We start from the raw sequence: 20,918 nt of genomic DNA, 5'->3' as shown, positions 1-20,918 counted from the left end.
TTTCCCAGGCGGTCGTGGGATGCGGGCCAGAAGTGGCCAGTATGGTGGTGCGCGCCGCCGAGCCGTCCGGAGCAATGGGGTCGAAACGGCGGCGGAGCCAACCGGGAGAACCTGCCTTGAGTCGTGAAACTGACACTCCGTCCTCCGGGCCCAACGGGCACGGCGGAGCCGCATACCCCTCGGGCACGCCGCCGTACGGGACCCCCATGGCTTCCGACAGCGGTGCGGACGCGGGCCGTTCGGCCGCGCAGCCGGAGGAACGAAAGACCGAGACCACGCTGACGACCCGGATCCGGATCAACATCCCCGGGTCGCGGCCCATTCCGCCGGTCGTCGTGCGCACGCCCGTCGCCGAGGCCGAGGGTGCCGGGTCCGCCCCGGACACCGAGCCGCCGCCGACGCCGGCCGCTCCCACCGCCACGTCCACGGGCATCGTCGAGCCTCCGGCCGAGCCCACGGCGCAGGCGGAGGAGAAGACGAGCGACTGGTTCGCGCCCCGCAAGTCCTCGCCGGGCAAGGGCGGTCAGGGCGGTCCGTCCACCAACGGAGCCGGTCTGCCCGGCGGTTCGGGCCCCGGGGGCGGCGCTCCCGGTGGCGCGGGTGCCGGGGCTTCCGGCGGCGGTGCCGGTGCGCCCGGCGGTGCGCGTCCGGGTGCCGGTCGGCCCGGTGGTGTGGTCGGTTCGATGAGCGTGCCCGGCGGCTCCCGCCCCGGCGCCGCGAAGGGCCCGGGGCTCCCCGGCGCGACCGGCGGTCCCGTGGCTCCCGGGCACGGCGGCGGCACCGGTTCCTTCGACGTGACCGAGGCGCTGGCGGCGGCCTCGCCGGGCAACGGTTCAGGTCCCGGCGGCGAGGTGCGCCGTGATGACCTGCCGTACTTCTCGGAGAACGGCGGCGGCCAGAACGGTCAGGGCGGCCCGAACGGCTTCGGTGCGCAGGGCGGCCCCAAGAGCCCGAACGGCTTCGGCGCCCAGGGCGGCGGCTCGCCCTTCGACCCTTCCGCAGACTTCAGCGCCCCGAACGGCTTCGGCGCCTCCAACGACTTCAACGCCCCGAACGGCTTCGACGGCTCCGGTGACTTCAACGGGCCGGACTACGGCGGCTCGCACGGCCGTGGCGGCCCCCAGGGTCCCGCTGGCCCGACGACCGGTCCGGTCACCGGCGACGGTCCGGCGGTGTCGCCGATCGCCGGTGGCGGACAGGGCGGGCCCGGTGCCTCCGGCCGTCCGGGCGGCTCCGGTTCCGCCGGTCCGAGCGGTTCGGGTGCCACCGGTGTCTTCTCCGGCCCCGGCCGGCCCGGCGGTCCCGGCGGCGGCATCGGCGGCGGCCCGGCCGGTCCGAGTGGTTCCGCAGGCCCGGGTGGCCCCGGTGGCTTCGGTGCTTCCGGCATCTCCTCCGGCCCCGCCGGTCCCGGCGGCTCCCCCCACGCTGCGGGCCTCGGCCCCGGCGGTGGCCTGAGCGACGACACCGCGATCCTCACGCCGCAGAAGCCGGCCCCCGAGCCCGGCACCCCGCACTACGGCGGCGTCGCCGACAACGTGTCCAGCCACACCGTCACCAGCGGCATCCCGATCATCCCCCCGGGCGCCCAGACCGGCGGCCCCTTCGGCCCCGGCGCCACCGACGCCCCGGCGCCGCACACGCCCCCCAAGCTGCCCGAACCGGACGCGTCGGACGCCCCGGCCTCCCGCGCGCCCAAGAAGAAGGGCCGCAACAAGCTGGCGCTGATCGGCGGCGGAGTGATCGTCCTCGCGGGCGGCGTCTACGGCGCCGGCCTGCTGATGGCCCACTCCGACGTGCCCAAGGGCACGACCGTGCTCGGCGTCGACATCGGCGGCGGCACCCGGGACGAAGCGGTCAAGAAGCTCAACGACGCCTTCGACGAGCAGGTCAACAAGCCGCTGAAGCTGTCGGTGGGCGGCGAGACCGTCACGCTGGAGCCGGACAAGGCCGGGCTGCAGTTCGACATGCAGCAGACGGTCAGCGAGGCCGCGACCAGCGACTACAACCCGGTCTCGGTGATCGGCTCCCTCTTCGGCAACCACCGGGTCGTCGACCCGGTCATGCCCACGGACGAGGAGAAGCTGCACGCCGCTCTGGAGCAGGCCTCCGGCGGCTCCGGCTCGGTGACCGAAGGCACGGTGACCTTCAAGTCCGGCAAGGCCGTCGCCGTCTACGGCAAGGCGGGCAAGGGCATCGACGTCGCCAAGTCGACCACGGCGGTCGAGGAGGCGTACCGCACCCAGGTGGAGACGGGCACGTCCGCCGCGGTGCAGGTCCCGACGACCACCCAGCAGCCGACGATCTCGAACGCCGAGGTCGACCGGTTCATGAAGGAGTTCGCCAAGCCGGCGATGGCCAACAAGGTCACGATCCAGACGGACGCCGCACACAGCATCCAGTTCGGCTCCCTGTCACTGCCGAAGATCCTCGGCGCCAAGGCCGTCAGCGGCAAGCTCGTGGAGACGTACGACCTCGCGGCGCTCAAGACGGCGTACGGCGCCACCTTCGACGGCGTGCAGATCAACGGCGCGAGCGGCAAGCGCGACATCCTGCCGCAGGACGTCGCCTCCGCCCTGCGCAAGGCCCTTCGCGCCAAGACGGCGGCGGAGCGCACCGTCACCATCGACACCAACCCGAGCTAGCGCAGCGGCTCGGACCAGGGGGCACCCGGCACTCGCCGGGTGCCCCCTCGTCGTCGTGTGACATCTGTCATCCGGCACTCAGGACCGCCGACACTGCCGGGCCCCGCCCCCGCGCGGCCACCCTGGAGCGCATGACAACCACAGCGGTGAACACGACGACCCCGGTGGTCGGGTTCGACCAGGTGAGCAAGAGCTACGGGAGCGTACGGGCCGTCGACGGGCTGACGCTCGCGCTGCACCCGGGGGAGACGGTGGCCCTGCTGGGGCCCAACGGAGCCGGCAAGTCGACCACGCTCGATCTGCTGCTCGGCCTGAAGCGGCCCGACAGCGGTACGGTCCGGGTCTTCGGGACCGGCCCGCGCGAGGCGATCGTCGCCGGGCGGGTGGGCGCCATGCTGCAGAGCGGCGGGCTGATGGACGAGGTGACCGTGGGCGAGCTGGTGCGGCTGGCCTGCGATCTGCATCCGCGGCCGTACCAGGTGTCCGAGGTCCTCTCCCGGGCCGGCGTCGCGCAGATCGCCGACCGCAAGGTCGACAAGCTCTCCGGCGGCCAGGCCCTGGGGGTCCCTCCAGGCCCTTAAGGCACTGGGGGAGCGTCCGCTTCGCCCTCGCGACCGCCGGCGACAGCGGTCTGATCGTCCTGGACGAGCCGACCACAGGCATGGACGTCACCAGCCGCCAGGCCTTCTGGGCCACCATGCGCGAACAGGCCGACCAGGGCCGTACGGTCCTCTTCGCCACGCACTACCTGGAGGAGGCCGACGCCATCGCCGACCGGATGCTGGTGCTGCACCGGGGCCGGCTGCTGGCCGACGGCACGGCGGCCGAGATCAAGGCGAAGGCGGGGGCGCGCAGGATCTCCTTCGAACTGGCCGCCGACGGCCCGGTCGACGAGGCCGCGCTGCGGGAGCTGCCCTTCCTGACCCACCTCGACGTGTCCGGCCACACCGTGCGCATCCAGTCCGCCGACGCCGACGCGACCGTCCACGCCCTCTATGGCCTCGGTCTCTACCCCCGCAACCTCGAAGTCGCCGGGCTCGGCCTGGAGCAGGCGTTCGTCGCCATCACCGCCGCCGAGGAGGCGCGCCAGTCATGAACGGTCTCATCAAGCTGGAACTCACCCGCGCCCCGCGCAACCGGAAGTTCCTGTTCTTCTCCGTGCTCTACCCGTCGATCCTCTTCCTGCTCATCGCTGGCAGCGCCGACAGCACCTCGAAGGTCGACGGCACGGGCCTGACCCTGCCGACCTACATGATGGTCTCGATGGCCTCCTTCGGCGCCCTGACAGCCGTCCTGATGGGCAACAGCGAACGCATCGCCAAGGAGCGGGAGGGCGGCTGGGTACGGCAGCTGCGGCTGACCACGCTGCCCGGGCACGGCTACGTCCTCGCGAAGACGGCCGGCTCGGCCGTGGTGAGCCTGCCGTCGATCGTGATCGTCTTCGTCGTCGCCGCGGTCGTGAAGGACGTACGGCTGGACGCCTGGCAGTGGCTCGCCCTCACCGGCGCGATCTGGGCCGGCAGCCTCGTCTTCGCCGCGCTCGGCGTGGCCCTCGGCTACCTCGCGAGCGGCGACTCGGTCCGTCCGATCACGATGATCACCTACTTCGGTCTGTCCATCCTCGGCGGCCTGTGGATGCCGACGACGACCTTCCCGACCTGGCTGCAGGACATCGCCGAGTGGGTGCCCACGCACGCGTACGCTGCCCTGGGGCAGGCGATCGAGCAGAGCCAGACCCCCCATGCCGGGGACATCGCCGTCCTCGCCGTCTTCTTCGCCCTGTTCACCGGCGGCGCGGCCTGGCTGTACCGGAAGGACACGTTGAAGGCGTGAGCGGCACAGGCGTCGGCATCGGAAAGCGTCCGGAGAATCGCAGGCAACGCTTCGTCAAGCTCCTGTGGACCGGAATCTGGCTGGTGTACCTGAGCGCACCGGCGGGCGACCTGCTGCACGGCGGTCACAGCACGGGCGTGCGGATCCTCGGCTGGATCGGCCTCGCGGCGTTCGTCACCTGGTACATGCTGCTGCTCTTCCGCACGGGCCGAGGCGAACGCAACAGCGTCGTCCTCGCCTCGCTCGGTGTCCTCGCCGCCCAGTCGACGGTCCTGGCGCTCACCCTGGGCCGGGAGTGGCTGGTGCTGTTCGTGTACGTCTCCATCGCGTCCGGCGCGGCCCTGCCGCTGCGCATGGCCCGCTGGACGATCCCGGCCACGTGCACGCTGATGAGCGTGATCGCGTTCGCGACCCCGGGCGGCAAGGCCTTCCTGGCCGGCCTGCTGATCCCGGCCCTGCTGGGCGGCTTCGCCATGACCGGCGTACGCGAACTCGTCCGCACGACCGTCGCACTGCGCGAGGCCCGCGCCACGGTCGCCCAACTGGCCGCCAACGAGGAGCGCCTGCGCCTGGCACGCGATCTGCACGACCTGCTCGGCCACTCCCTGTCCCTGATCACCATCAAGAGCGAACTCGCGGGCCGTATGCTCCCCGGCCACCCCGACAAGGCGGCCCAGCAGGTCGCCGACATCGAGCAGGTCAGCCGCCAGGCCCTGGTCGACGTGCGGGAGGCCGTCTCCGGCTACCGGCGCCCGCGCCTGGCCGCGGAACTGGCCGGCGCCGAAGTCGCCCTCACGGCGGCCGACGTGGTCGCCGCACTCCCGGCCGACCCCGACCTCACGGGCGTCCCCGAGGACAGCGAGACGGCCCTCGCCTGGGCACTGCGCGAGGCGGTCACCAACGTCGTACGGCACAGCGGCGCCCGGCGCTGCACCGTGGAACTCCAGCGCCGCCAGACCCTCGACGGGCCCGTCCTGGAACTCTGCGTCGAGGACGACGGCTCCGGCGGTGAGGGAAGCGGCCCCGGGCACGGCCTGACGGGCCTCACGGAACGCCTGACGAAGGCCGGCGGCACCCTGGAGGCGGGCGGGACCCGGCACGGCTTCCGCCTCACCGCCCGCGTCCCGGTGGCGGCTTCGGCCCACGTAGGATCCGCGACATGAGCCTCACGATCAAGGTCCTCCTCGCCGAGGACCAGTCGATGGTCCGTGAGGCCCTCGCCGCACTGCTCGGCCTGGAGGACGACATCGAGGTGGTCGCCCAGGTGGCCCGCGGCGACGAGGTCCTGGCGGCGGCCCGCGAGCACGACGTGGACGTGGCGCTCCTCGACATCGAGATGCCGGGCGCGACCGGCATCGAGGCGGCGGCGCTCCTGCACACGGAACTGCCGGCCGTGAAGCTGGTCATCCTCACCACCTTCGGACGCCCCGGCTACCTCCGCAGCGCGATGGAGTCCGGCGCCGACGCCTTCCTGGTCAAGGACGCCCCGGCGGCCCAACTGGCCGAGGCGGTACGCAAGGTACTGGCGGGCGAGCGCGTCATCGACCCCACCCTGGCGGCAGCGGCCCTGGCTGAGGGCGCCAACCCGTTGACCGACCGCGAGCGAGAGGTGCTGCGGGCGGCGGAGGACGGCTCGACCAACGCCGAGTTGGCGACGACCCTGCACCTGTCCCAGGGAACGGTCCGCAACTACCTGTCGACGGCGATCCAGAAACTGGCGGCACGCAACAGGGCGGAGGCGGTACGGGTCGCACGAGACAAGGGGTGGCTGTAGCGCCCCTTTTAGGGGCGCGGGGAACTGCGCGACAAGCCACGAAGCACCCGCAGTCGCAAGACAACAGAACCCCCTACGGCGATTAGGCGACCCGCCCCATCAGTTGAGCATCGCCCGCGCAGCCTGCGCCTGCTCCCGAACCCGAGCCGCAGCAGATTCATCCACCGCACTGATCAACTCCGCGTACTCCTCCAACTCCACGGCCCCATCGACGAAGTCACCCCGCTGAACGAGCAACTGCGCCCGCTCGAACCGCAACCGAGCCGGATGAGACGGCAGCAACAGCGACAACTCCACCGCCCACAAGGCCACATCCGTCCGCTCGGGCCGAGCCGCGGCCCACGCCCGGATGTTGTTCAGAATCCGCAGCACCACGTCCAACGGATCGGCCGGCGTCAGCATCGACGGCTGCAACGGCGCCCCCGTGGCCCCCGCCACCAGCAACTCCGCGTCGCCCCCCGTCAACACCCGCCCACCGTCGAACGGATCGGCCAGCACCTGGTCGTCGGTCGGCCCGAACCCCACCACGAAGTGCCCGGGCAGCGCGACCCCGTACACCGGCGCCCCCGCCCGCCGCGCCACCTCCATCCACACGACCGACAACAGAATCGGCAACCCACGCCGCCGCTGAAGCACCTCGTGCAGCAACGACGACTCCAGCCGCTGATAGTCCGCGCCGGAGCCGTGAAACCCGTACCGCTCCCCGAGCAGCTCCCGCAGCGCGACCGCCCAGGATCGCGGCCCGCCGGGCCGGAACGGCAGCTGCCCGGCCAGCGCGTCCAGCTCCACCTGCGCCGCGTCCATGCCCGCCTCGTTCAGCGCCCCGTCCGCCTCGGCCCCCACCAGCAGACACAGCGCGGACAGGTCGGGCCGCTCGGACCGCGCCTCTTCGGCGAACCGCCGCCGCAGCTCGGCGGAGCGCTCGGGCGGTGGGGGATAGGGGGGACGCATAGCTGGCTCGTGCCCTTTCACGGCGATCGGTACTACCGTCGGGCGCCGGTCGTGCCCGGCGTTTCCGGCTCGCGATAGTGGTGGTACGCGTGATGCGCGGCGAACCCCATCCCGGCGTACAGCCCCCGCGCCCCCGCGTTCTCCGTCTCGACCTGCAGCCACGCCGCCGACGCCCCCTCGTCCAGGGCCCGCCGGGCCAGCGCGCCCATCACCCGGGTGGCCAGCCCCTGCCGCCGCAGCGCCGGATCCACCTCGACGGCGGCGAACCCGGCCCACCGCCCGTCCACGACACACCGCCCGATCGCGGCGGGCGGGTCACCCGCCGCACCGGCAACCGTCGCGAACCACACCGAGGACCCGCTTCCCAGCACCTTCAGGGCCACCTCGCTCACCCCCTTGCGCTGATACCGCCCGAGCCAAGCGTCGTCCGCCTCCCGGGACAGCACCACCGCGGCATCCTCGGCCCGGTCGGCGATCGGAGCCAACGCCCCGATCCACATCTCCGCCGAGACCTCCCGCACCCACCCCAGCCGCTCCAGCTCCGCGCACAGCAGCTCCTGCGTGCCCTCGGCGCCGGTCGCGGTCTGGACGTACGCGGGGAGCTCGCGGTCGCCGTACCAGCGCCGTACGGCATCGAGCGCGGCCGGCAGCGGCAGCCCGGGGTCGCCCAGGGGCAGTGCCGAATTGGCCCGGCGGGTGAACCCGGACGCGGCCCGCAGCTCCCACTCGCCGAGCCGCTCGCTCTCCACCGGCCGCCACGCGCGCGTGGCGACGTGCGCGAGTTCCTCGTACGAGGCTGCCGGTCCCCGGCGCCGGGCCGGGGCGGCGGGCACCACCTTGCCCGCGACCAGCGAAGATTCCGAAATGTGGACGGTCTCGCCACTCCTCCGTGTGATCAGGAGCACACCGTCGTCCCATGATGCGAGAACACCCACCGTGTCGGTGAACTTCTCACCCGGAACTCCAGGATCGCTCAAGCGCCGCACGGAAACTCGTTTACCCACGTCAGCAGCGGTGATTCGGACCTCGAGGCGCCCGTGTGCAGAGATTTCCACAGGTCAGTTCACCCCTCCTGTTCGGATCATGCCCAAGAACGGAGATACTAGAGGCGGGCATCGACGACGCCGCGCTCCCGCGCGCCAGGCGGCGGAGCCTGTGGAGGCCCGCCGGCGCCCTATCGAGGAGGAACGACAGCGTGACCTACGTCATCGCGCAGCCTTGTGTCGACGTCAAGGACAAGGCGTGCATCGAGGAGTGCCCGGTCGACTGCATCTACGAGGGCTCCCGGTCCTTGTACATCCACCCGGACGAATGCGTCGACTGTGGTGCCTGTGAACCGGTCTGCCCGGTCGAGGCGATCTTCTACGAGGACGACACTCCAGAGGAGTGGAAGGACTACTACAAGGCTAACGTCGAGTTCTTCGACGAGCTCGGCTCTCCCGGCGGTGCCAGCAAGCTGGGGCTGATCGAGCGCGACCACCCCTTCGTCGCCGCGCTGCCGCCGCAGAACCAGTAAGAGCGGCCCGCACCCGCGCCGCCTCGGTCCCGTACGGCTCGATCACCTTGATCGCTGTACGGGGCCGAGGCGTTTGCCGTACGAGTGCCGAACGAGGGCCGTACGAGTGCCGTACGAGAAAGTGAGCCAGACACCGTGTCCGCAGTCTCCGACCGCCTCCCCACCTTCCCCTGGGACAAGCTGGAGCCGTACAAGAAGACGGCCGCCGCGCACCCGGACGGCATCGTCGACCTCTCCGTCGGCACGCCGGTCGACCCGGTCCCCGAGCTGATCCAGAAGGCCCTGATCGACGCGGCGGACTCCCCGGGCTATCCGACGGTCTGGGGCACCCCGGCGCTGCGCGACGCGATCACGGGCTGGGTGGAGCGTCGCCTGGGCGCCCGCGAGGTCACCCACCGCCACGTCCTGCCCATCGTCGGCTCCAAGGAACTGGTCGCCTGGCTCCCCACCCAGCTGGGCCTGGGCCCCGGCGACAAGGTGGCCTACCCGCGGCTGGCCTACCCGACGTACGAGGTGGGCGCGCGTCTGGCCCGCGCGGAGTACGAGGTCTACGACGACCCGACCGAGCTGGACCCGCGGAACCTGAAGCTGCTCTGGCTGAACTCCCCGTCCAACCCCACGGGCAAGGTCCTGTCGAAGCAGGAACTCACCCGGACCGTCGCCTGGGCCCGCGAGCACGGCGTGCTGCTCTTCTCCGACGAGTGCTACCTGGAGCTGGGCTGGGAGGCCGACCCGGTCTCGGTCCTGCACCCCGACGTCAACGGCGGCTCGTACGAGGGCATCGTCGCCGTCCACAGCCTCTCCAAGCGCTCGAACCTGGCCGGCTACCGCGCCGCGTTCCTGGCCGGCGACCCAGCCGTCCTCGGCCCCCTCCTGGAGATCCGCAAGCACGGCGGCATGATGACGTCGGCGCCGACGCAGGCGGCGGTGATCGCGGCCCTCGGCGACGACGAACACGTCCGCGTCCAGCGCGACCGCTACGCCGCCCGCCGGGGAGCCCTCCGCGAGGCCCTGGAGCGCCACGGCTTCCGCATCGAGCACAGCGAGGCCAGCCTCTACCTATGGGCCACGAAGTCCGAGTCCTGCTGGACCACGGTCGCCCACCTCGCCGACCTCGGCATCCTGGTGGCCCCGGGCGACTTCTACGGCCAGGCAGGCGCCGAGCACGTACGGGTGGCGTTCACGGCGACGGACGAGAGGGTGGCCGCTGCGGTGCAGCGCCTGGCGTAAGGACCGCCACCGCTGTGGGCAGTCGTTCCGCAGGGCGGAACGGGTGGGCACAGCCTGCAGCGCCGGGCACGGCCCGAACCCGCCCCGGCCCCTGCCGACGTATCGACGCAGGCACACAAAAACCGACGGGGTCCAGGAAACTCCCTGGACCCCGTCGGCGGCTCAAGCCACGCGCAGCGACCGTCAGCCGAGCGGAAGCGCCTGCACCGGCAGCGACCCGGTCTTCGGCACGCCACCCTGCGTCGCCGCCCCGGCCGCGTCACCCAGGACGGTCCCGACCGACCCGGCCACGCCCCCCGCGGTCTCCTGCGCCGCGGGCGTCGCCTTCTTCGCGACCTTGCTGCCGGCCTTGGCGGCGGCCGGCACGGCCTTCTTCGCCTTCGTCGCGGCCTTGCCGCCGGTCTTGGTCACCGTGCCACTGGCCTTCGTGGCGGTCGGCAGCGCCTTGTCGACCGCCGTGTCGACGGCACCGCTCGCGAGCCCGGTGGCGTTCTGAGCCGCGCCTTCGACGACGCTCGTGTTGTCGACGGCGCTCAGCCCGCCGACCTTCGAGGCGTCGGGCAGTTCGGGGGCCGCGCTGGCGGAGCCGGCCGCACCGACCCCGGCAGCCGCTCCCGCAGCGACGAGCAGCGCGGCACGGGCGATCCGGCGGGTCAGGGGGAGGGACATGATGCTCCTTCGACGGGTAAGTCGGATGAGAACGATGAAGTGTCCAACCACGCCCGGCAGTTGACCGACTGGCTGTTGATCTCCGGGCTCGGACGCAGTGACTACCGCTCGAAGCCCGGGAAGGTTGCGGCGGCGCAACGTAAAGAGTTGGCAATGCGTCGCATTATCGCCTGCGGATAAAAACGGTCAAATCGCGTCCCGCCGGAAAGCGTGCCGAATCCTTACAGCCCTTTGTTCTCAAGGCCTTTGACGGATATGAGGGTCACTGCGGAAAATCCCGCGCACGTCGTCGTCGGCCGGCACCCCGGGTAACCCGTGAGGGTGGGTTCCCGAACGGCTGCGCGTGCTAGTGGGTCATGACGATCCGGACCGAGTCAAGACCGCCGCCCGCCCCCGAGGCGCCCTGCCCGACGATCGCACGCCACTGGCTGTCGGTGTTCCCGGCGGTCCACTCCCGCCCGGCGTACGACACCCGCTGGATGTGCAGGTCGGAGGCGTTGGCCACGGCCCAGTGGGCCAGCTGCCACCCGCGCTCGCGGACACTGCGCCCGGCGCCGGAGCCCTTGCCGGGAGTCACGGGCAGCACAACGGTCTGCCCGTCGCTCTCGATCACCGACGGAGTCGGCGTGGGCGTGGCCTTCGCGGAGCCCACCTCGTCGGCGGCCGACTGGAGCGCGTCCTGCCCGAAGTCCCGTACGAGCGCGGCCCGTACGGAGTCCGCGCCACCGGCCGACGGGCCCCCGGGGACCCCCTCGCAGGTCAGCGTCGCGGCCGAACGTCCGGTGAGGGCGGCGGCGAGCAGCGTCGCGTCCGGCTCGTGCTTGGCGTACGCCTCCGGATAGCCACTGCGCTGGACGCGCTGGGCGGCGACGGTGAGCGGCAACTCCGTATAGCCGCGGACCTTGACCAGGTGCTCGTAGAAGATGCCCGCCGAGTAGATCGGGTCCAAGATCTCCCGCTCGGTGCCCCAGCCCTGCGAGGGCCGCTGCTGGAACAGGCCCAGCGAGTCGCGGTCGCCGTGGGTGATGTTGCGCAGCCCCGACTCCTGAAGCGAGGTGGCGAGGGCGATCGTCACGGCCCGCTCGGGCAGCCCGCGCCCGGTGCCGACGGCGGCGATCGTCGCGGCGTTCACCGCCTGCTCCGGGGTGAACTCGTAGCGGGCGCCGGCGCCGGCGCCGTCGTCCGAGACGACCGCGCAGCCCGGCGCCCCCGGGCCTCCGGTGACGTACTGCACCGCGAGGTATCCCGTGACGGCGAGCAGGACCACGAAGGCCGCCCCGCGACGCAGGAGGCGGCCACGACGTTTCGGAGAGGGGGACGACTTCGGCACGCCCTACAAGGTAGCCGAGGTTACTGAGGAGTATGGGCTGTGTGGGAAAAGGAGTACGGGCTGTGTGGGAAAAGTGGGCCGACAGGCCCTCGGCCCGGCGGGTTAGGGTCGGCACCATGGCCGACACCTCTCTTGACCTCACGCTGGACGCCGCGCAGCTCACCGCGCGGCTCGTCGACTTCCCCTCCGTCAGCGGCACGGAGAAGCCCCTCGCGGACGCCATCGAGACCGCGCTGCGCGCCCTGCCGCACCTGACGGTCGACCGGTACGGCAACAACGTCCTGGCGCGGACGAACCTGGGGCGTGCGGAGCGTGTGATCCTCGCCGGCCACATCGACACGGTGCCGATCGCGGACAACGTCCCGTCGAGGCTGGACGAGGACGGCGTCCTGTGGGGCTGCGGCACCTGCGACATGAAGTCGGGCGTGGCCGTCCAGCTCCGCATCGCGGCGACGGTCCCGGCCCCGAACCGCGACCTCACCTTCGTCTTCTACGACAACGAAGAGGTGACCGCCGACCTCAACGGCCTCAAGCACGTCGCCGAGAACCGTCCCGAGTGGCTGGAGGGCGACTTCGCGGTCCTGCTGGAGCCGTCGGACGGTGAGGTGGAGGGCGGCTGCCAGGGCACGCTGAGGGTCCTGCTCAAGACGACGGGCGAGCGCGCCCACTCCGCGCGCAGCTGGATGGGCTCGAACGCGATCCACGCGGCGGCCCCGATCCTGGCCAGGCTGGCGTCGTACGAACCGCGTTACCCCCTGATCGACGGCCTGGAGTACCGGGAGGGCCTGAACGCGGTCGGTATCTCGGGCGGCGTGGCGGGCAACGTCATCCCCGACGAGTGCGTCGTGACGGTCAACTTCCGCTACGCCCCGGACCGTACCGAGGAGGAGGCCATCGCGCACGTCCGCGAGGTCTTCGCCGACTGCGGGGTCGAGGAGTTCGTGGTGGACGACCACAGCGGCGGCGCGCTCCCGGGCCTCTCCCACCCGGCGGCCGCGGCGTTCATGAAGGCGGTCGGCGGCACCCCGCGCCCGAAGTACGGCTGGACGGACGTCTCACGTTTCTCCTCCCTTGGCATCCCGGCGGTCAACTACGGCCCCGGCAACCCGCACTTGGCGCACAAGCGGGACGAGCGGGTGGAGACGGCGAAGATCCTGGCGGGCGAGGAACGGCTGCGGACGTGGCTCACGGCGTAGGACCGAGCCGGGCAACCGCCCAGGCCGTGCTGCACGGCGGTCATGCTCACGTCCCCCGTCTGTAACCCGCTTGGATCTACGCTGAGGCGGAACGACCTGCAAGACCCGCAGGCCCCGCAGTGGAGGGAGCGCACATGGCTACCGGTAACCCCGAGGGGAAGAAGCAGCCACCGTCGGAACAGCGTCTGGGACCGGTCCTGCGGAGGCGGGGCCAGGTGACGGCGAGCACGACCGACCAGCGGCTGTTGGACGCGGGCGGTCCGTCGGACTGGGTCCACACGGACCCCTGGCGAGTGCTGCGCATCCAGTCGGAGTTCATCGAGGGCTTCGGCACCCTCGCCGAACTCCCGGCGGCCATCAGCGTGTTCGGCTCGGCACGCACCAAGGCCGACACGCCCGAGTACGACGCCGGAGTGCGCCTCGGCCGAGGCCTGGTCGAGGCCGGCTTCGCGGTGATCACCGGCGGTGGCCCCGGCGCCATGGAGGCGGCGAACAGGGGCGCGTGCGAGGCGGGCGGCATCTCGGTCGGCCTCGGCATCGAGCTGCCCTTCGAGCAGGGGCTCAACCCCTACGTCGACATCGGCCTGAACTTCCGGTACTTCTTCGTCCGCAAGATGATGTTCGTCAAGTACGCCCAGGGCTTCGTGGTCCTCCCCGGCGGCCTCGGCACCCTCGACGAACTCTTCGAGGCCCTCACCCTGGTCCAGACCCAGAAGGTCACCCGCTTCCCGATCGTCCTCTTCGGCAGCGAGTACTGGGGCGGCCTCATCGACTGGCTGCAGAACACCCTGATCGCCCAGGGCAAGGCCTCGGAGAAGGACCTGCTCCTGTTCCACGTCACGGACGAGGTGGAGGAGGCGGTGGCACTGGTGTCGAAGGAGGCGGGCCGCTAGCACGCGCGGCGCTGGAGGCAGCGGTCGTGCCGTCCCGATCCCCCACCCACCCGAGGGGGGTCTTGGTGGAGCGAGGGCGATGTCTCGGGCAGGCCCAGGCATTCCAGCCCGTCCGGCGTTTGAGGCCGAGGTCGCACCGTCCCAAGCCCCCACCCACCCGCAGGGGGCGTCTAGGTGGAGCGAGGGCGAGCTCTCGACGCCGGCCCCGGCATTTCAGCCCGTCCGGCGTTTGAGGACGAGGCCCCTTCAGGGCCGATGCGGGGGTCTGGGGGCGGCAGCCCCCAGAAGCGGGCCGGGGTCGAAGGGGCAGAGCCCCTGGAGGACGGGACGGGTAGGGGCGGCGGGGGCGAGAAAAGGGCCCTACGCCAGCCCCCGCCGCGCCACCGCCGGAGGCCGGTGCCCAGCGATCGACGCGACCATGTCCAGAACCTGACGCGTCTCGGCCACCTCATGCACCCGATACACCTGCGCCCCCAACCACGCGGACACCGCGGTCGTAGCCAACGTCCCCACCACCCGCTCCTTCAGCGGCACGTCCAACGTCTCCCCGACAAAGTCCTTGTTGGACAGGGACACCAGCACCGGCCACCCCGTCTCCACCATCTCCCCCAACCGCCGAGTCGCCTCAAGACTGTGCCGCGTGTTCTTCCCGAAGTCGTGCCCGGGGTCGATCAGGATCGACTCCCGAGGCACCCCCAGCGACAACGCCCGCTCGGCCAACCCCACCGTCACCCGCAGAATGTCGGCCATGACGTCGTCGTACGCCACCCGATGCGGCCGAGTCCGAGGCTCCGCACCCCCCGCATGCGTACACACCAACCCCACCCCGTACCGCGCGGCGACCTCCGCCAGCCCCGGATCCACCCCACCCCACGCGTCGTTGAGCAGATCCGCCCCCGCCTCGCACGCCGCCGCCCCGACCTCGGCCCGCCAGGTGTCCACGCTGATCACGACATCCGGAAACCGCCGCCGCACCTCGGCCACGAACCCGACGGTCCGCCGCGCCTCCTCCTCGGCGGTCACCTCGTCCCCCGGCCCGGCCTTGACGCCGCCGATGTCGATGATGGCCGCCCCCTCCGCCACGGCCTGCTCCACGCGCGCGAGGGCCTGCTCGTCCTGGAACGTCGCCCCTTGGTCGTAGAAGGAGTCCGGGGTCCGGTTCACGATCGCCATGATCACCGGCTCGTGTGGATCGAACTCACGCGTGCCCAGCCTGAGCATCCCCTGTGACCTCTCCTAGTACGTCCTGGCAAGTCGCCTGCATACGGCCGCCTGCGACCCTAACTGTCAGAGTCGCATGGCACGATCGGACACTGACACACTCGACCGCACGCATTAACGGACCATGGGGGCCACAGCGATGGTTATGTTCCTGTTCCTGGTCGTCGCGCTGGCCGTCGTGGTCGCCGCGGTGACGCTCGCCGTGGTGGGCGGCGGCGACGGTGACGGCCCGCTGCCGGATGCCGCTCCCGAGCGCCTGCAGGACCCGCTGCCGCCGGACCGCCCCGTCAACCGCGCCGACATCGACAGCCTCCGCTTCCCGCTCGCCGCCCGCGGCTACCGCATGTCCGACGTCGACGACGCCCTCAGCCGCCTCGGCGCCGAGCTCGCCGAGCGCGACGCCCGTATCGCCGACCTGGAGTCCGCCCTGGCCGGCGCCCAGGCGGCGCCCGGCGGCCGGGTGCCGATGGAGAAGCCCGCCCCCGAGGACCGGCCGTGAGCGACGGCGCGGCCCTCGCCGGCCCGGACGGCGCCCTGCGCTGCCCCTGGGCCCTGTCCACTCCGGACTACGTGACGTACCACGACGAGGAGTGGGGCCGCCCGGTCCACGGCGACGACGCGCTCTACGAACGCCTCAGCCTGGAGGCCTTCCAGTCGGGTCTGTCCTGGATCACGATCCTGCGCCGCCGCGAGGGGTTCCGCGCCGCCTTCGCGGGCTTCGAGATCGCCAAGGTCGCGACCTTCACGGACACCGACAAGGACCGCCTCCTCGCCGACGCGGGCATCATCCGCAACCGCGCCAAGATCGACGCGACCATCGCCAACGCACGCGTACTGGCGGACTGGGCCCCGGACGACCTGGACGAGCTGATCTGGTCCCACGCCCCCGACCCGAGCACCCGCCCGGTCCCGAAGTCCCTGGCGGATGTCCCGGCGGTCACGCCCGAGTCGACGGCCCTGTCCAAGGCCCTGAAGAAGAGGGGCCTGCGCTTCGTGGGCCCGACGACGGCATACGCCCTGATGCAGGCGTGCGGTCTGGTGGACGACCACCTGGAAACCTGCGTGGCGAGAAGCGCCCTTTAGGGGCGCGGGGCTGTATCGATATGCGGCTCCGCCGCGTGGGCGCGATCAGCCCCCACACACCCGCAGCCCCCGACGGCGCTACCGCCCCTAGCTCACCGGCCCAAGTACTTCGGCTTCTCCTTGTTGACGAAGGCCTGCACCGCGATCGCATGGTCCTCAGACGACCCCGCCCGAGTCTGCAGCTCGTCCTCCTTCTCCAAGGTCTCCTCCAAGGAGTGCGACAGCCCGAACGCCACCGCTTCCTTGAGGGCCCCGTACGCCACCGTCGGCCCCTGGGCCAACGCCCGCGCCACCTTCTCAGCCTCCTCGCGCAGGTCGGCCGAGGGCACGACCCGGTTCGCGATGCCCAGCTCGTACGCCTCCTGCGCCTTGATGTTCCGCGGGAAGAGCAACAGGTCGGCGGCCCGCCCGGGCCCGACGACCCGCGGCAGCGTCCACGAGATCCCGGAGTCCGCGGTCAGCGCGACCCCCGCGAACGACGTGTTGAAGGCGGCCGTGTCGGCCACGACCCGATAGTCCGCGGCCAACGCGAACCCGAAACCGGCCCCGGCCGCCACCCCGTTCACCCCGGCCACCACGGGCTTCGACATGGACGTAAAGGCCTTCACGATCGGGTTGTAGTGCTCCCGCACCGTGCTCATCGTGTGCCCCGAACCCGTCTCCCGGTCGGAGATCAGCAGCCCGATGTGCTCCTTCAGGTCCTGCCCCACGCAGAACGCCCGCTCTCCGGCCGCCGTCAGCAGCACGGCCCGTACGGCGTCGTCGCCCGCCGCGGCCTGGACCGCGTCCCGCAGGGCGACCTTGGCCTCGATGTTCAGCGCGTTCATCGCCTCGGGGCGGTTCAGCGTGATCGTCGCCAGTCCGTCGCTCACCTCGTAGAGCACGGTGTCGGCCATGGTGTATCCCCTCCGGTGTCGCGGATCGGTGCGTACTCGTCGGTACGCGCCTGTCTGAAGGACAGCATGGCGGAGATCACCGACAACGGCCCTGACCGGACGTGTGACCTGCGTCAAAGAATTCGCGTCCGGTTCCGTTCGGTCCAAGCGCGTGCGGTGGCGCAGTATCGCAGTCACATCGCCGAATTGAGTGGTTTTGCTCGCGCGCGTTGCCCAAGCGATGCCGACTGATGTTGGTCATCGGGTCCTGAGATGCGGGATAATGGCTTGGAAGCAATGTGTTCGATGCCGGTGTCGCGGGTCTCATGCCAGACGCGCGTGCCCTCCATGGGGCCGTCGGCTTTGACTATGAGCTGGTTTCAGGAAGGGGAACGAGCATGGCGGCCATGAAGCCGCGGACGGGCGATGGCCCGCTCGAGGTGACCAAGGAGGGGCGGGGCATCGTCATGCGCGTTCCGCTCGAAGGCGGCGGTCGGCTCGTCGTCGAGCTGACCCCTGACGAGGCCGATGCACTCGGCGATGCCCTCAAGAAGGTCGTCGGCTGAGCGGAAGCGACCCTACCCTTTCGGCTGCCCCGGCATCGCACATGGTGCCGGGGTCGCTGTTTGTCGGGGTATGTCTGCGGCTATCTTTTGACCGCGCACAGCAGGCCGTCCCCGACCGGCAGCAGCGACGGCACCAGCTCCTGGCTCTCGCGCACCGCGCGCAGCAGCTCGCGGATGCGTATGACCTCGGTGGGCTGCGGGCCCGAGTCCACCGTGCGGCCGTTGGCGAAGACGCCCTCGAAGACGACCAGGCCACCCGGACGCAGCAGGCGCAACGATTCAGCGAGATAGTCGAGGAACTCCAGCCGATCGCCGTCGCAGAAGACGAGGTCGTAGCCGGCGTCCGCGAGGCGGGGAAGCACGTCCAGGGCGCGGCCCGGGATGAAGCGGGCGCGGTTGCTGGCGAAGCCGCAGGCGCGGAAGGCCTGGCGGGCGAACTGCTGGTGCTCGGGTTCGGGGTCCACCGTGGTCAGGACGCCGTCCGGGCGCATGCCGTGCAGGAGATGGATGCCGGAGACGCCGGTGCCGGTGCCGATCTCCGCCACCGCCTTCGCGTCCACCGAGGCGGCCAGCATCCGCAGCGCGGCGCCCGTGCCGGGCGACACCGAGCGCAGCCCCGCCTCACGGGCCCGGTCGCGGGCCCAGCGCAGGACTTCGTCCTCGGCGACGTAGGCGTCGGCGAACGCCCAGCTCGTCTGCCGGTTGCCGGTAATGGCCCTCTCCTGTCCCCGTGGTTGCCTGGGCGTGACTGTATCCGTTACGGGCGGGAACCCGCAGATGGGACCGGGCGTTTAGAGGGGTGGGAAGACGAGCGGGGGGACACAGTTGGATCACGATGACGAGCGTGACCGCGAGCAAGTGCTGACGCAGGCCCACCAGCCCCATCAGCCCAGATCAAATTCTCGTAAAACCGCTTATCCGGAGCTAACGGGCGAGGTGGCTATGGTAGGGGCTCCACTGGACACCACCAGAGCCGACAGGGGAGGTGCGGCTGCGCCTGTGGATCGGGGAGGAGTGCTGCGGCGCTTTCTCGGATCGGCGGGCAGGCCGAAATCCGTGAACGACACCGCTGACCACAGCCACGCCGGCGACTTCGCCCAGACCGCGACCTTCTCCACCGACGCGGACGGGCAGGCGTGGACTCCGCCCACCTGGGAGGAGATCGTCAGCACGCACAGCGGCCGCGTCTACCGCCTGGCGTACCGCCTCACCGGCAATCAGCACGACGCCGAGGACCTCACCCAGGAGGTCTTCGTCCGCGTCTTCCGCTCCCTGTCGACGTACACGCCGGGCACCTTCGAGGGCTGGCTGCACCGCATCACCACCAACCTCTTCCTGGACATGGTCCGCCGCAAGCAGCGCATCCGCTTCGACGCGCTGGGCGACGACGCCGCCGAGCGGCTGCCCAGCAAGGAGCCCACACCCCAACAGGTCTTCAACGACGCCCACTTCGACGCGGACGTCCAGCAGGCCCTCGACACCCTCGCGCCCGAGTTCCGCGCCGCGGTCGTCCTGTGCGACATCGAAGGGCTGTCGTACGAGGAGATCGCCGCGACCCTGGGCGTCAAGCTCGGCACCGTCCGGTCCCGTATCCACCGTGGCCGCTCGCAGCTGCGCAAGGCCCTCGCCCACCGCTCCCCGGAGGCGCGCGCCGAGCGCCGCTCCTTCGTGCCGCGTGTGGCCGCTCTGGGGGGAGGGGGCGCGACCGCGTGAGTGGCTCCCGACCCAACCCCGCCGAACGGCTCCTGGCCGAGCAGCACCTTGGCGACCGACTCTCCGCCCTTGTCGACGGAGAGCTCGGTCATGAGACGCGCGAGCGTGTCCTGGCCCACCTGGCGACGTGCGCCAGGTGCAAGGCCGAGGTCGACGCCCAGCGCCGACTGAAGAACGTCTTCGCGGAGGCGGCCCCGCCGCCTCCCTCCGAGAGTTTCCTCGCCCGACTTCAGGGCCTCCCCGGCGGAGGTGACCTGGACGGCGGCGGCTCGCCGCTGGGCGGGGGCGGATTCGGCGGACTGTCCGGACGGCCGGGCACCACCGGGGTGTTCGGGGTGAACCGTAGCGACCGCTTCGAGTTCGGATACGTCCCGTCGCGTTCGCACGGCTCCGCGCTTCCCGGCTCCGACCGCGGCTTCCGCACCCATCCCGTGGGCCGTCAGGACGCGGATCGCTCCGGGTCCTCCCGTATGCGGTTCGCCTTGGTCGCGGCGGGCGCGGTGTCCCTGGCGGCCATCTCGCTGGGCGGTGTCACGACGACCGCGCCGACCGACACGGAGGCACGCGGCGGCTCGGGCGGCAGCAATGCGACGCCGGCGCGGACGCAGGGCACCGGTGCCGCGACGGCACCCGACAACCAGCGCCGCCGTGGAGTCGGCCCGCTGCTCGCACAGGGGCAGGGCCAGCAGACGCTGGCGACCCCGGTGGCCCCGTCCGAGGTGTCGGCGCCCCTCCTGCCCGGGATGCCGGCCCAGCACGCGGCCGACCAGGAGATGCACACCCTGACGGCACCCGTGGTGGCCGGCGCGGCCGCCATGTCCCCGCTCATACGCCCGCTCAGCGCGACCCCGCCGCTCACCCTGGCCTCGTTCTCAACGACCCCCGCGATCACGGCGCCCCCCGACCTGCTCGCCGTACCCGTCCCCGACGCGACGTCATCGCCCTCCACATCCCCCTCCATCTCTCCCGCCACCGGTCCCTGACCCGGCCTCTGCGCAGCGGCCCACGAACCTGATTGAATCCGGGGTGGGCCGCGCCCTGGCCCGACGGCCGGGCGCGGAGTGACGAACCGCGGCCGCCGTTGACGCCGCGTGCCGGATGGGGGAGGGAGCATGACGAGGTCGCCGGTTTCCTGAGGGAACTTGAGTGCGACAGCGCAGAGTTGAGTAGGCATTCGGGCGCCGGGACGGTCCCGGTGGCGGCCTGCCGAGGAACCAGGGTCGGGAAGCCGGCAGGTCATCGCGGGATCGCCGTCCGGAGCCCGTCGTCGTCGCGGCTGCGGAACGACGTCCGATCGGCCGGGGCTGCCCGGCCGCACCCCTGCCGGGTCCCTTCGGATACGGCGGACTGCGAAGCGTCCTACTCGAGCAACGGTCAGCAGCGAGCAGGAAGCAGAGCATGAACGAGGGGAAGCCCGCGAAGGCGA

General features: G+C 71.6%; 21 protein-coding genes and 1 pseudogene. 15 read left to right on the top strand and 7 right to left on the bottom strand.

Going from position 1 to position 20,918, the window contains the following annotated elements; genetic code table 11:
- The first annotated feature begins 116 nt into the window (after positions 1-116).
- The 6 genes and pseudogenes from ACIA8X_RS12275 to ACIA8X_RS12250 all read left to right on the top strand — a co-directional run bounded on the left by ACIA8X_RS12275 (position 117) and on the right by ACIA8X_RS12250 (position 6,249).
- Complete coding sequence (locus ACIA8X_RS12275; protein WP_393461869.1) at positions 117-2,642, top strand: hypothetical protein; 2,526 nt, start codon at positions 117-119, stop codon at positions 2,640-2,642.
- 209 nt (positions 2,643-2,851) lie between these two features.
- A pseudogene (locus tag ACIA8X_RS12270) lies at positions 2,852-3,223 on the top strand (ATP-binding cassette domain-containing protein); the annotation flags it as partial.
- Positions 3,224-3,303: 80 nt separating this feature from the next.
- A complete protein-coding gene (locus ACIA8X_RS12265; RefSeq protein ID WP_399458262.1) occupies positions 3,304-3,738 on the top strand; it encodes a hypothetical protein in 435 nt (144 codons plus the stop codon).
- Entirely contained in the window at positions 3,735-4,475 is a 741-nt protein-coding gene (locus ACIA8X_RS12260; protein ID WP_399458261.1) for an ABC transporter permease, read from the top strand. The genes ACIA8X_RS12265 and ACIA8X_RS12260 overlap by 4 nt, the downstream gene beginning before the upstream one ends.
- On the top strand, positions 4,472-5,638 hold the full coding sequence (locus ACIA8X_RS12255; RefSeq protein ID WP_399458260.1) for a sensor histidine kinase: 1,167 nt from the start codon (positions 4,472-4,474) through the stop codon (positions 5,636-5,638). Before ACIA8X_RS12260 ends, ACIA8X_RS12255 begins: the two co-directional genes overlap by 4 nt.
- A complete protein-coding gene (locus tag ACIA8X_RS12250) occupies positions 5,635-6,249 on the top strand; it encodes a response regulator transcription factor (protein ID WP_393461877.1) in 615 nt (204 codons plus the stop codon). The genes ACIA8X_RS12255 and ACIA8X_RS12250 overlap by 4 nt, the downstream gene beginning before the upstream one ends.
- Before the next feature lie 99 nt (positions 6,250-6,348).
- Here the strand turns inward: ACIA8X_RS12250 and ACIA8X_RS12245 are convergent, their stop codons facing one another.
- Both ACIA8X_RS12245 and ACIA8X_RS12240 read right to left on the bottom strand, forming a co-directional pair.
- Positions 6,349-7,200 carry a tetratricopeptide repeat protein gene (locus ACIA8X_RS12245; protein ID WP_399458259.1) on the bottom strand — a complete coding sequence of 284 codons (852 nt, stop codon included), beginning with the start codon at positions 7,198-7,200 and terminating at the stop codon, positions 6,349-6,351.
- 32 nt (positions 7,201-7,232) lie between these two features.
- Positions 7,233-8,255 (bottom strand): GNAT family N-acetyltransferase, encoded by a 1,023-nt coding sequence (locus ACIA8X_RS12240; RefSeq protein WP_393461881.1) that lies wholly within the window; start codon positions 8,253-8,255, stop codon positions 7,233-7,235.
- Positions 8,256-8,395: 140 nt separating this feature from the next.
- Here ACIA8X_RS12240 and fdxA point away from each other — a divergent pair, with 140 nt between their 5' ends.
- Both fdxA and ACIA8X_RS12230 read left to right on the top strand, forming a co-directional pair.
- Complete coding sequence (fdxA, locus tag ACIA8X_RS12235) at positions 8,396-8,716, top strand: ferredoxin (RefSeq protein ID WP_019058397.1); 321 nt, start codon at positions 8,396-8,398, stop codon at positions 8,714-8,716.
- 135 nt (positions 8,717-8,851) lie between these two features.
- Positions 8,852-9,946: a bifunctional succinyldiaminopimelate transaminase/glutamate-prephenate aminotransferase gene (locus tag ACIA8X_RS12230; RefSeq protein WP_393461883.1), complete on the top strand. Its 1,095-nt coding sequence runs from the start codon at positions 8,852-8,854 to the stop codon at positions 9,944-9,946.
- Between the two features lie 183 nt (positions 9,947-10,129).
- On the opposite strand, the gene ACIA8X_RS12225 is transcribed toward ACIA8X_RS12230, so the two are convergent.
- Together ACIA8X_RS12225 and ACIA8X_RS12220 are read right to left on the bottom strand one after the other, a co-directional pair.
- Positions 10,130-10,615, bottom strand: coding sequence for an ATP-binding protein (locus ACIA8X_RS12225; RefSeq protein ID WP_393461885.1), 486 nt, complete (start codon positions 10,613-10,615; stop codon positions 10,130-10,132).
- A gap of 346 nt (positions 10,616-10,961) precedes the next feature.
- Positions 10,962-11,945: a heavy metal transporter gene (locus ACIA8X_RS12220; protein WP_393461887.1), complete on the bottom strand. Its 984-nt coding sequence runs from the start codon at positions 11,943-11,945 to the stop codon at positions 10,962-10,964.
- Positions 11,946-12,061: 116 nt separating this feature from the next.
- Between ACIA8X_RS12220 and dapE the strand changes: the two genes are divergently transcribed.
- Both dapE and ACIA8X_RS12210 read left to right on the top strand, forming a co-directional pair.
- Complete coding sequence (gene dapE, locus ACIA8X_RS12215) at positions 12,062-13,141, top strand: succinyl-diaminopimelate desuccinylase (RefSeq protein ID WP_393461889.1); 1,080 nt, start codon at positions 12,062-12,064, stop codon at positions 13,139-13,141.
- Between the two features lie 134 nt (positions 13,142-13,275).
- Positions 13,276-14,034: a TIGR00730 family Rossman fold protein gene (locus tag ACIA8X_RS12210; RefSeq protein WP_393461891.1), complete on the top strand. Its 759-nt coding sequence runs from the start codon at positions 13,276-13,278 to the stop codon at positions 14,032-14,034.
- Positions 14,035-14,394: 360 nt separating this feature from the next.
- Here ACIA8X_RS12210 and folP read toward each other — a convergent pair whose 3' ends face one another.
- Complete coding sequence (folP, locus tag ACIA8X_RS12205; RefSeq protein ID WP_393461893.1) at positions 14,395-15,255, bottom strand: dihydropteroate synthase; 861 nt, start codon at positions 15,253-15,255, stop codon at positions 14,395-14,397.
- Between the two features lie 145 nt (positions 15,256-15,400).
- Here folP and ACIA8X_RS12200 point away from each other — a divergent pair, with 145 nt between their 5' ends.
- Both ACIA8X_RS12200 and ACIA8X_RS12195 read left to right on the top strand, forming a co-directional pair.
- The gene (locus tag ACIA8X_RS12200) at positions 15,401-15,754 is read left to right on the top strand and encodes a DivIVA domain-containing protein (RefSeq protein ID WP_393461933.1); all 354 of its coding nucleotides are present in this window, start codon (positions 15,401-15,403) and stop codon (positions 15,752-15,754) included.
- Positions 15,751-16,338, top strand: a complete 588-nt coding sequence (locus tag ACIA8X_RS12195; protein ID WP_393461895.1) for a DNA-3-methyladenine glycosylase I — start codon at positions 15,751-15,753, stop codon at positions 16,336-16,338. Before ACIA8X_RS12200 ends, ACIA8X_RS12195 begins: the two co-directional genes overlap by 4 nt.
- A 92-nt stretch (positions 16,339-16,430) precedes the next feature.
- On the opposite strand, the gene ACIA8X_RS12190 is transcribed toward ACIA8X_RS12195, so the two are convergent.
- The gene (locus tag ACIA8X_RS12190) at positions 16,431-17,234 is read right to left on the bottom strand and encodes an enoyl-CoA hydratase/isomerase family protein (protein WP_393461897.1); all 804 of its coding nucleotides are present in this window, start codon (positions 17,232-17,234) and stop codon (positions 16,431-16,433) included.
- Positions 17,235-17,611: 377 nt separating this feature from the next.
- On the opposite strand from ACIA8X_RS12190, the gene ACIA8X_RS12185 reads away from it, so the two are divergent.
- Positions 17,612-17,779 (top strand): DUF3117 domain-containing protein, encoded by a 168-nt coding sequence (locus ACIA8X_RS12185; RefSeq protein WP_003966491.1) that lies wholly within the window; start codon positions 17,612-17,614, stop codon positions 17,777-17,779.
- An 80-nt stretch (positions 17,780-17,859) separates the two neighbouring features.
- On the opposite strand, the gene ACIA8X_RS12180 is transcribed toward ACIA8X_RS12185, so the two are convergent.
- Positions 17,860-18,558: an O-methyltransferase gene (locus tag ACIA8X_RS12180; RefSeq protein ID WP_393461935.1), complete on the bottom strand. Its 699-nt coding sequence runs from the start codon at positions 18,556-18,558 to the stop codon at positions 17,860-17,862.
- Positions 18,559-18,793: 235 nt separating this feature from the next.
- Here ACIA8X_RS12180 and sigE point away from each other — a divergent pair, with 235 nt between their 5' ends.
- Complete coding sequence (sigE, locus tag ACIA8X_RS12175; RefSeq protein ID WP_093906778.1) at positions 18,794-19,492, top strand: RNA polymerase sigma factor SigE; 699 nt, start codon at positions 18,794-18,796, stop codon at positions 19,490-19,492.
- Complete coding sequence (locus tag ACIA8X_RS12170) at positions 19,489-20,475, top strand: anti-sigma factor family protein (protein WP_393461899.1); 987 nt, start codon at positions 19,489-19,491, stop codon at positions 20,473-20,475. The genes sigE and ACIA8X_RS12170 overlap by 4 nt, the downstream gene beginning before the upstream one ends.
- The last annotated feature ends 443 nt before the right edge of the window (positions 20,476-20,918 follow it).

Origin of the sequence: Streptomyces sp. NPDC051738 (assembly GCF_044453205.1) — a bacterium.
In the GTDB taxonomy this organism is placed as follows: Bacteria; Actinomycetota; Actinomycetes; order Streptomycetales; family Streptomycetaceae; genus Streptomyces.
Note: the sequence above shows the minus strand (reverse complement) of the source record. Positions and strands in the feature narration are given on the sequence as shown.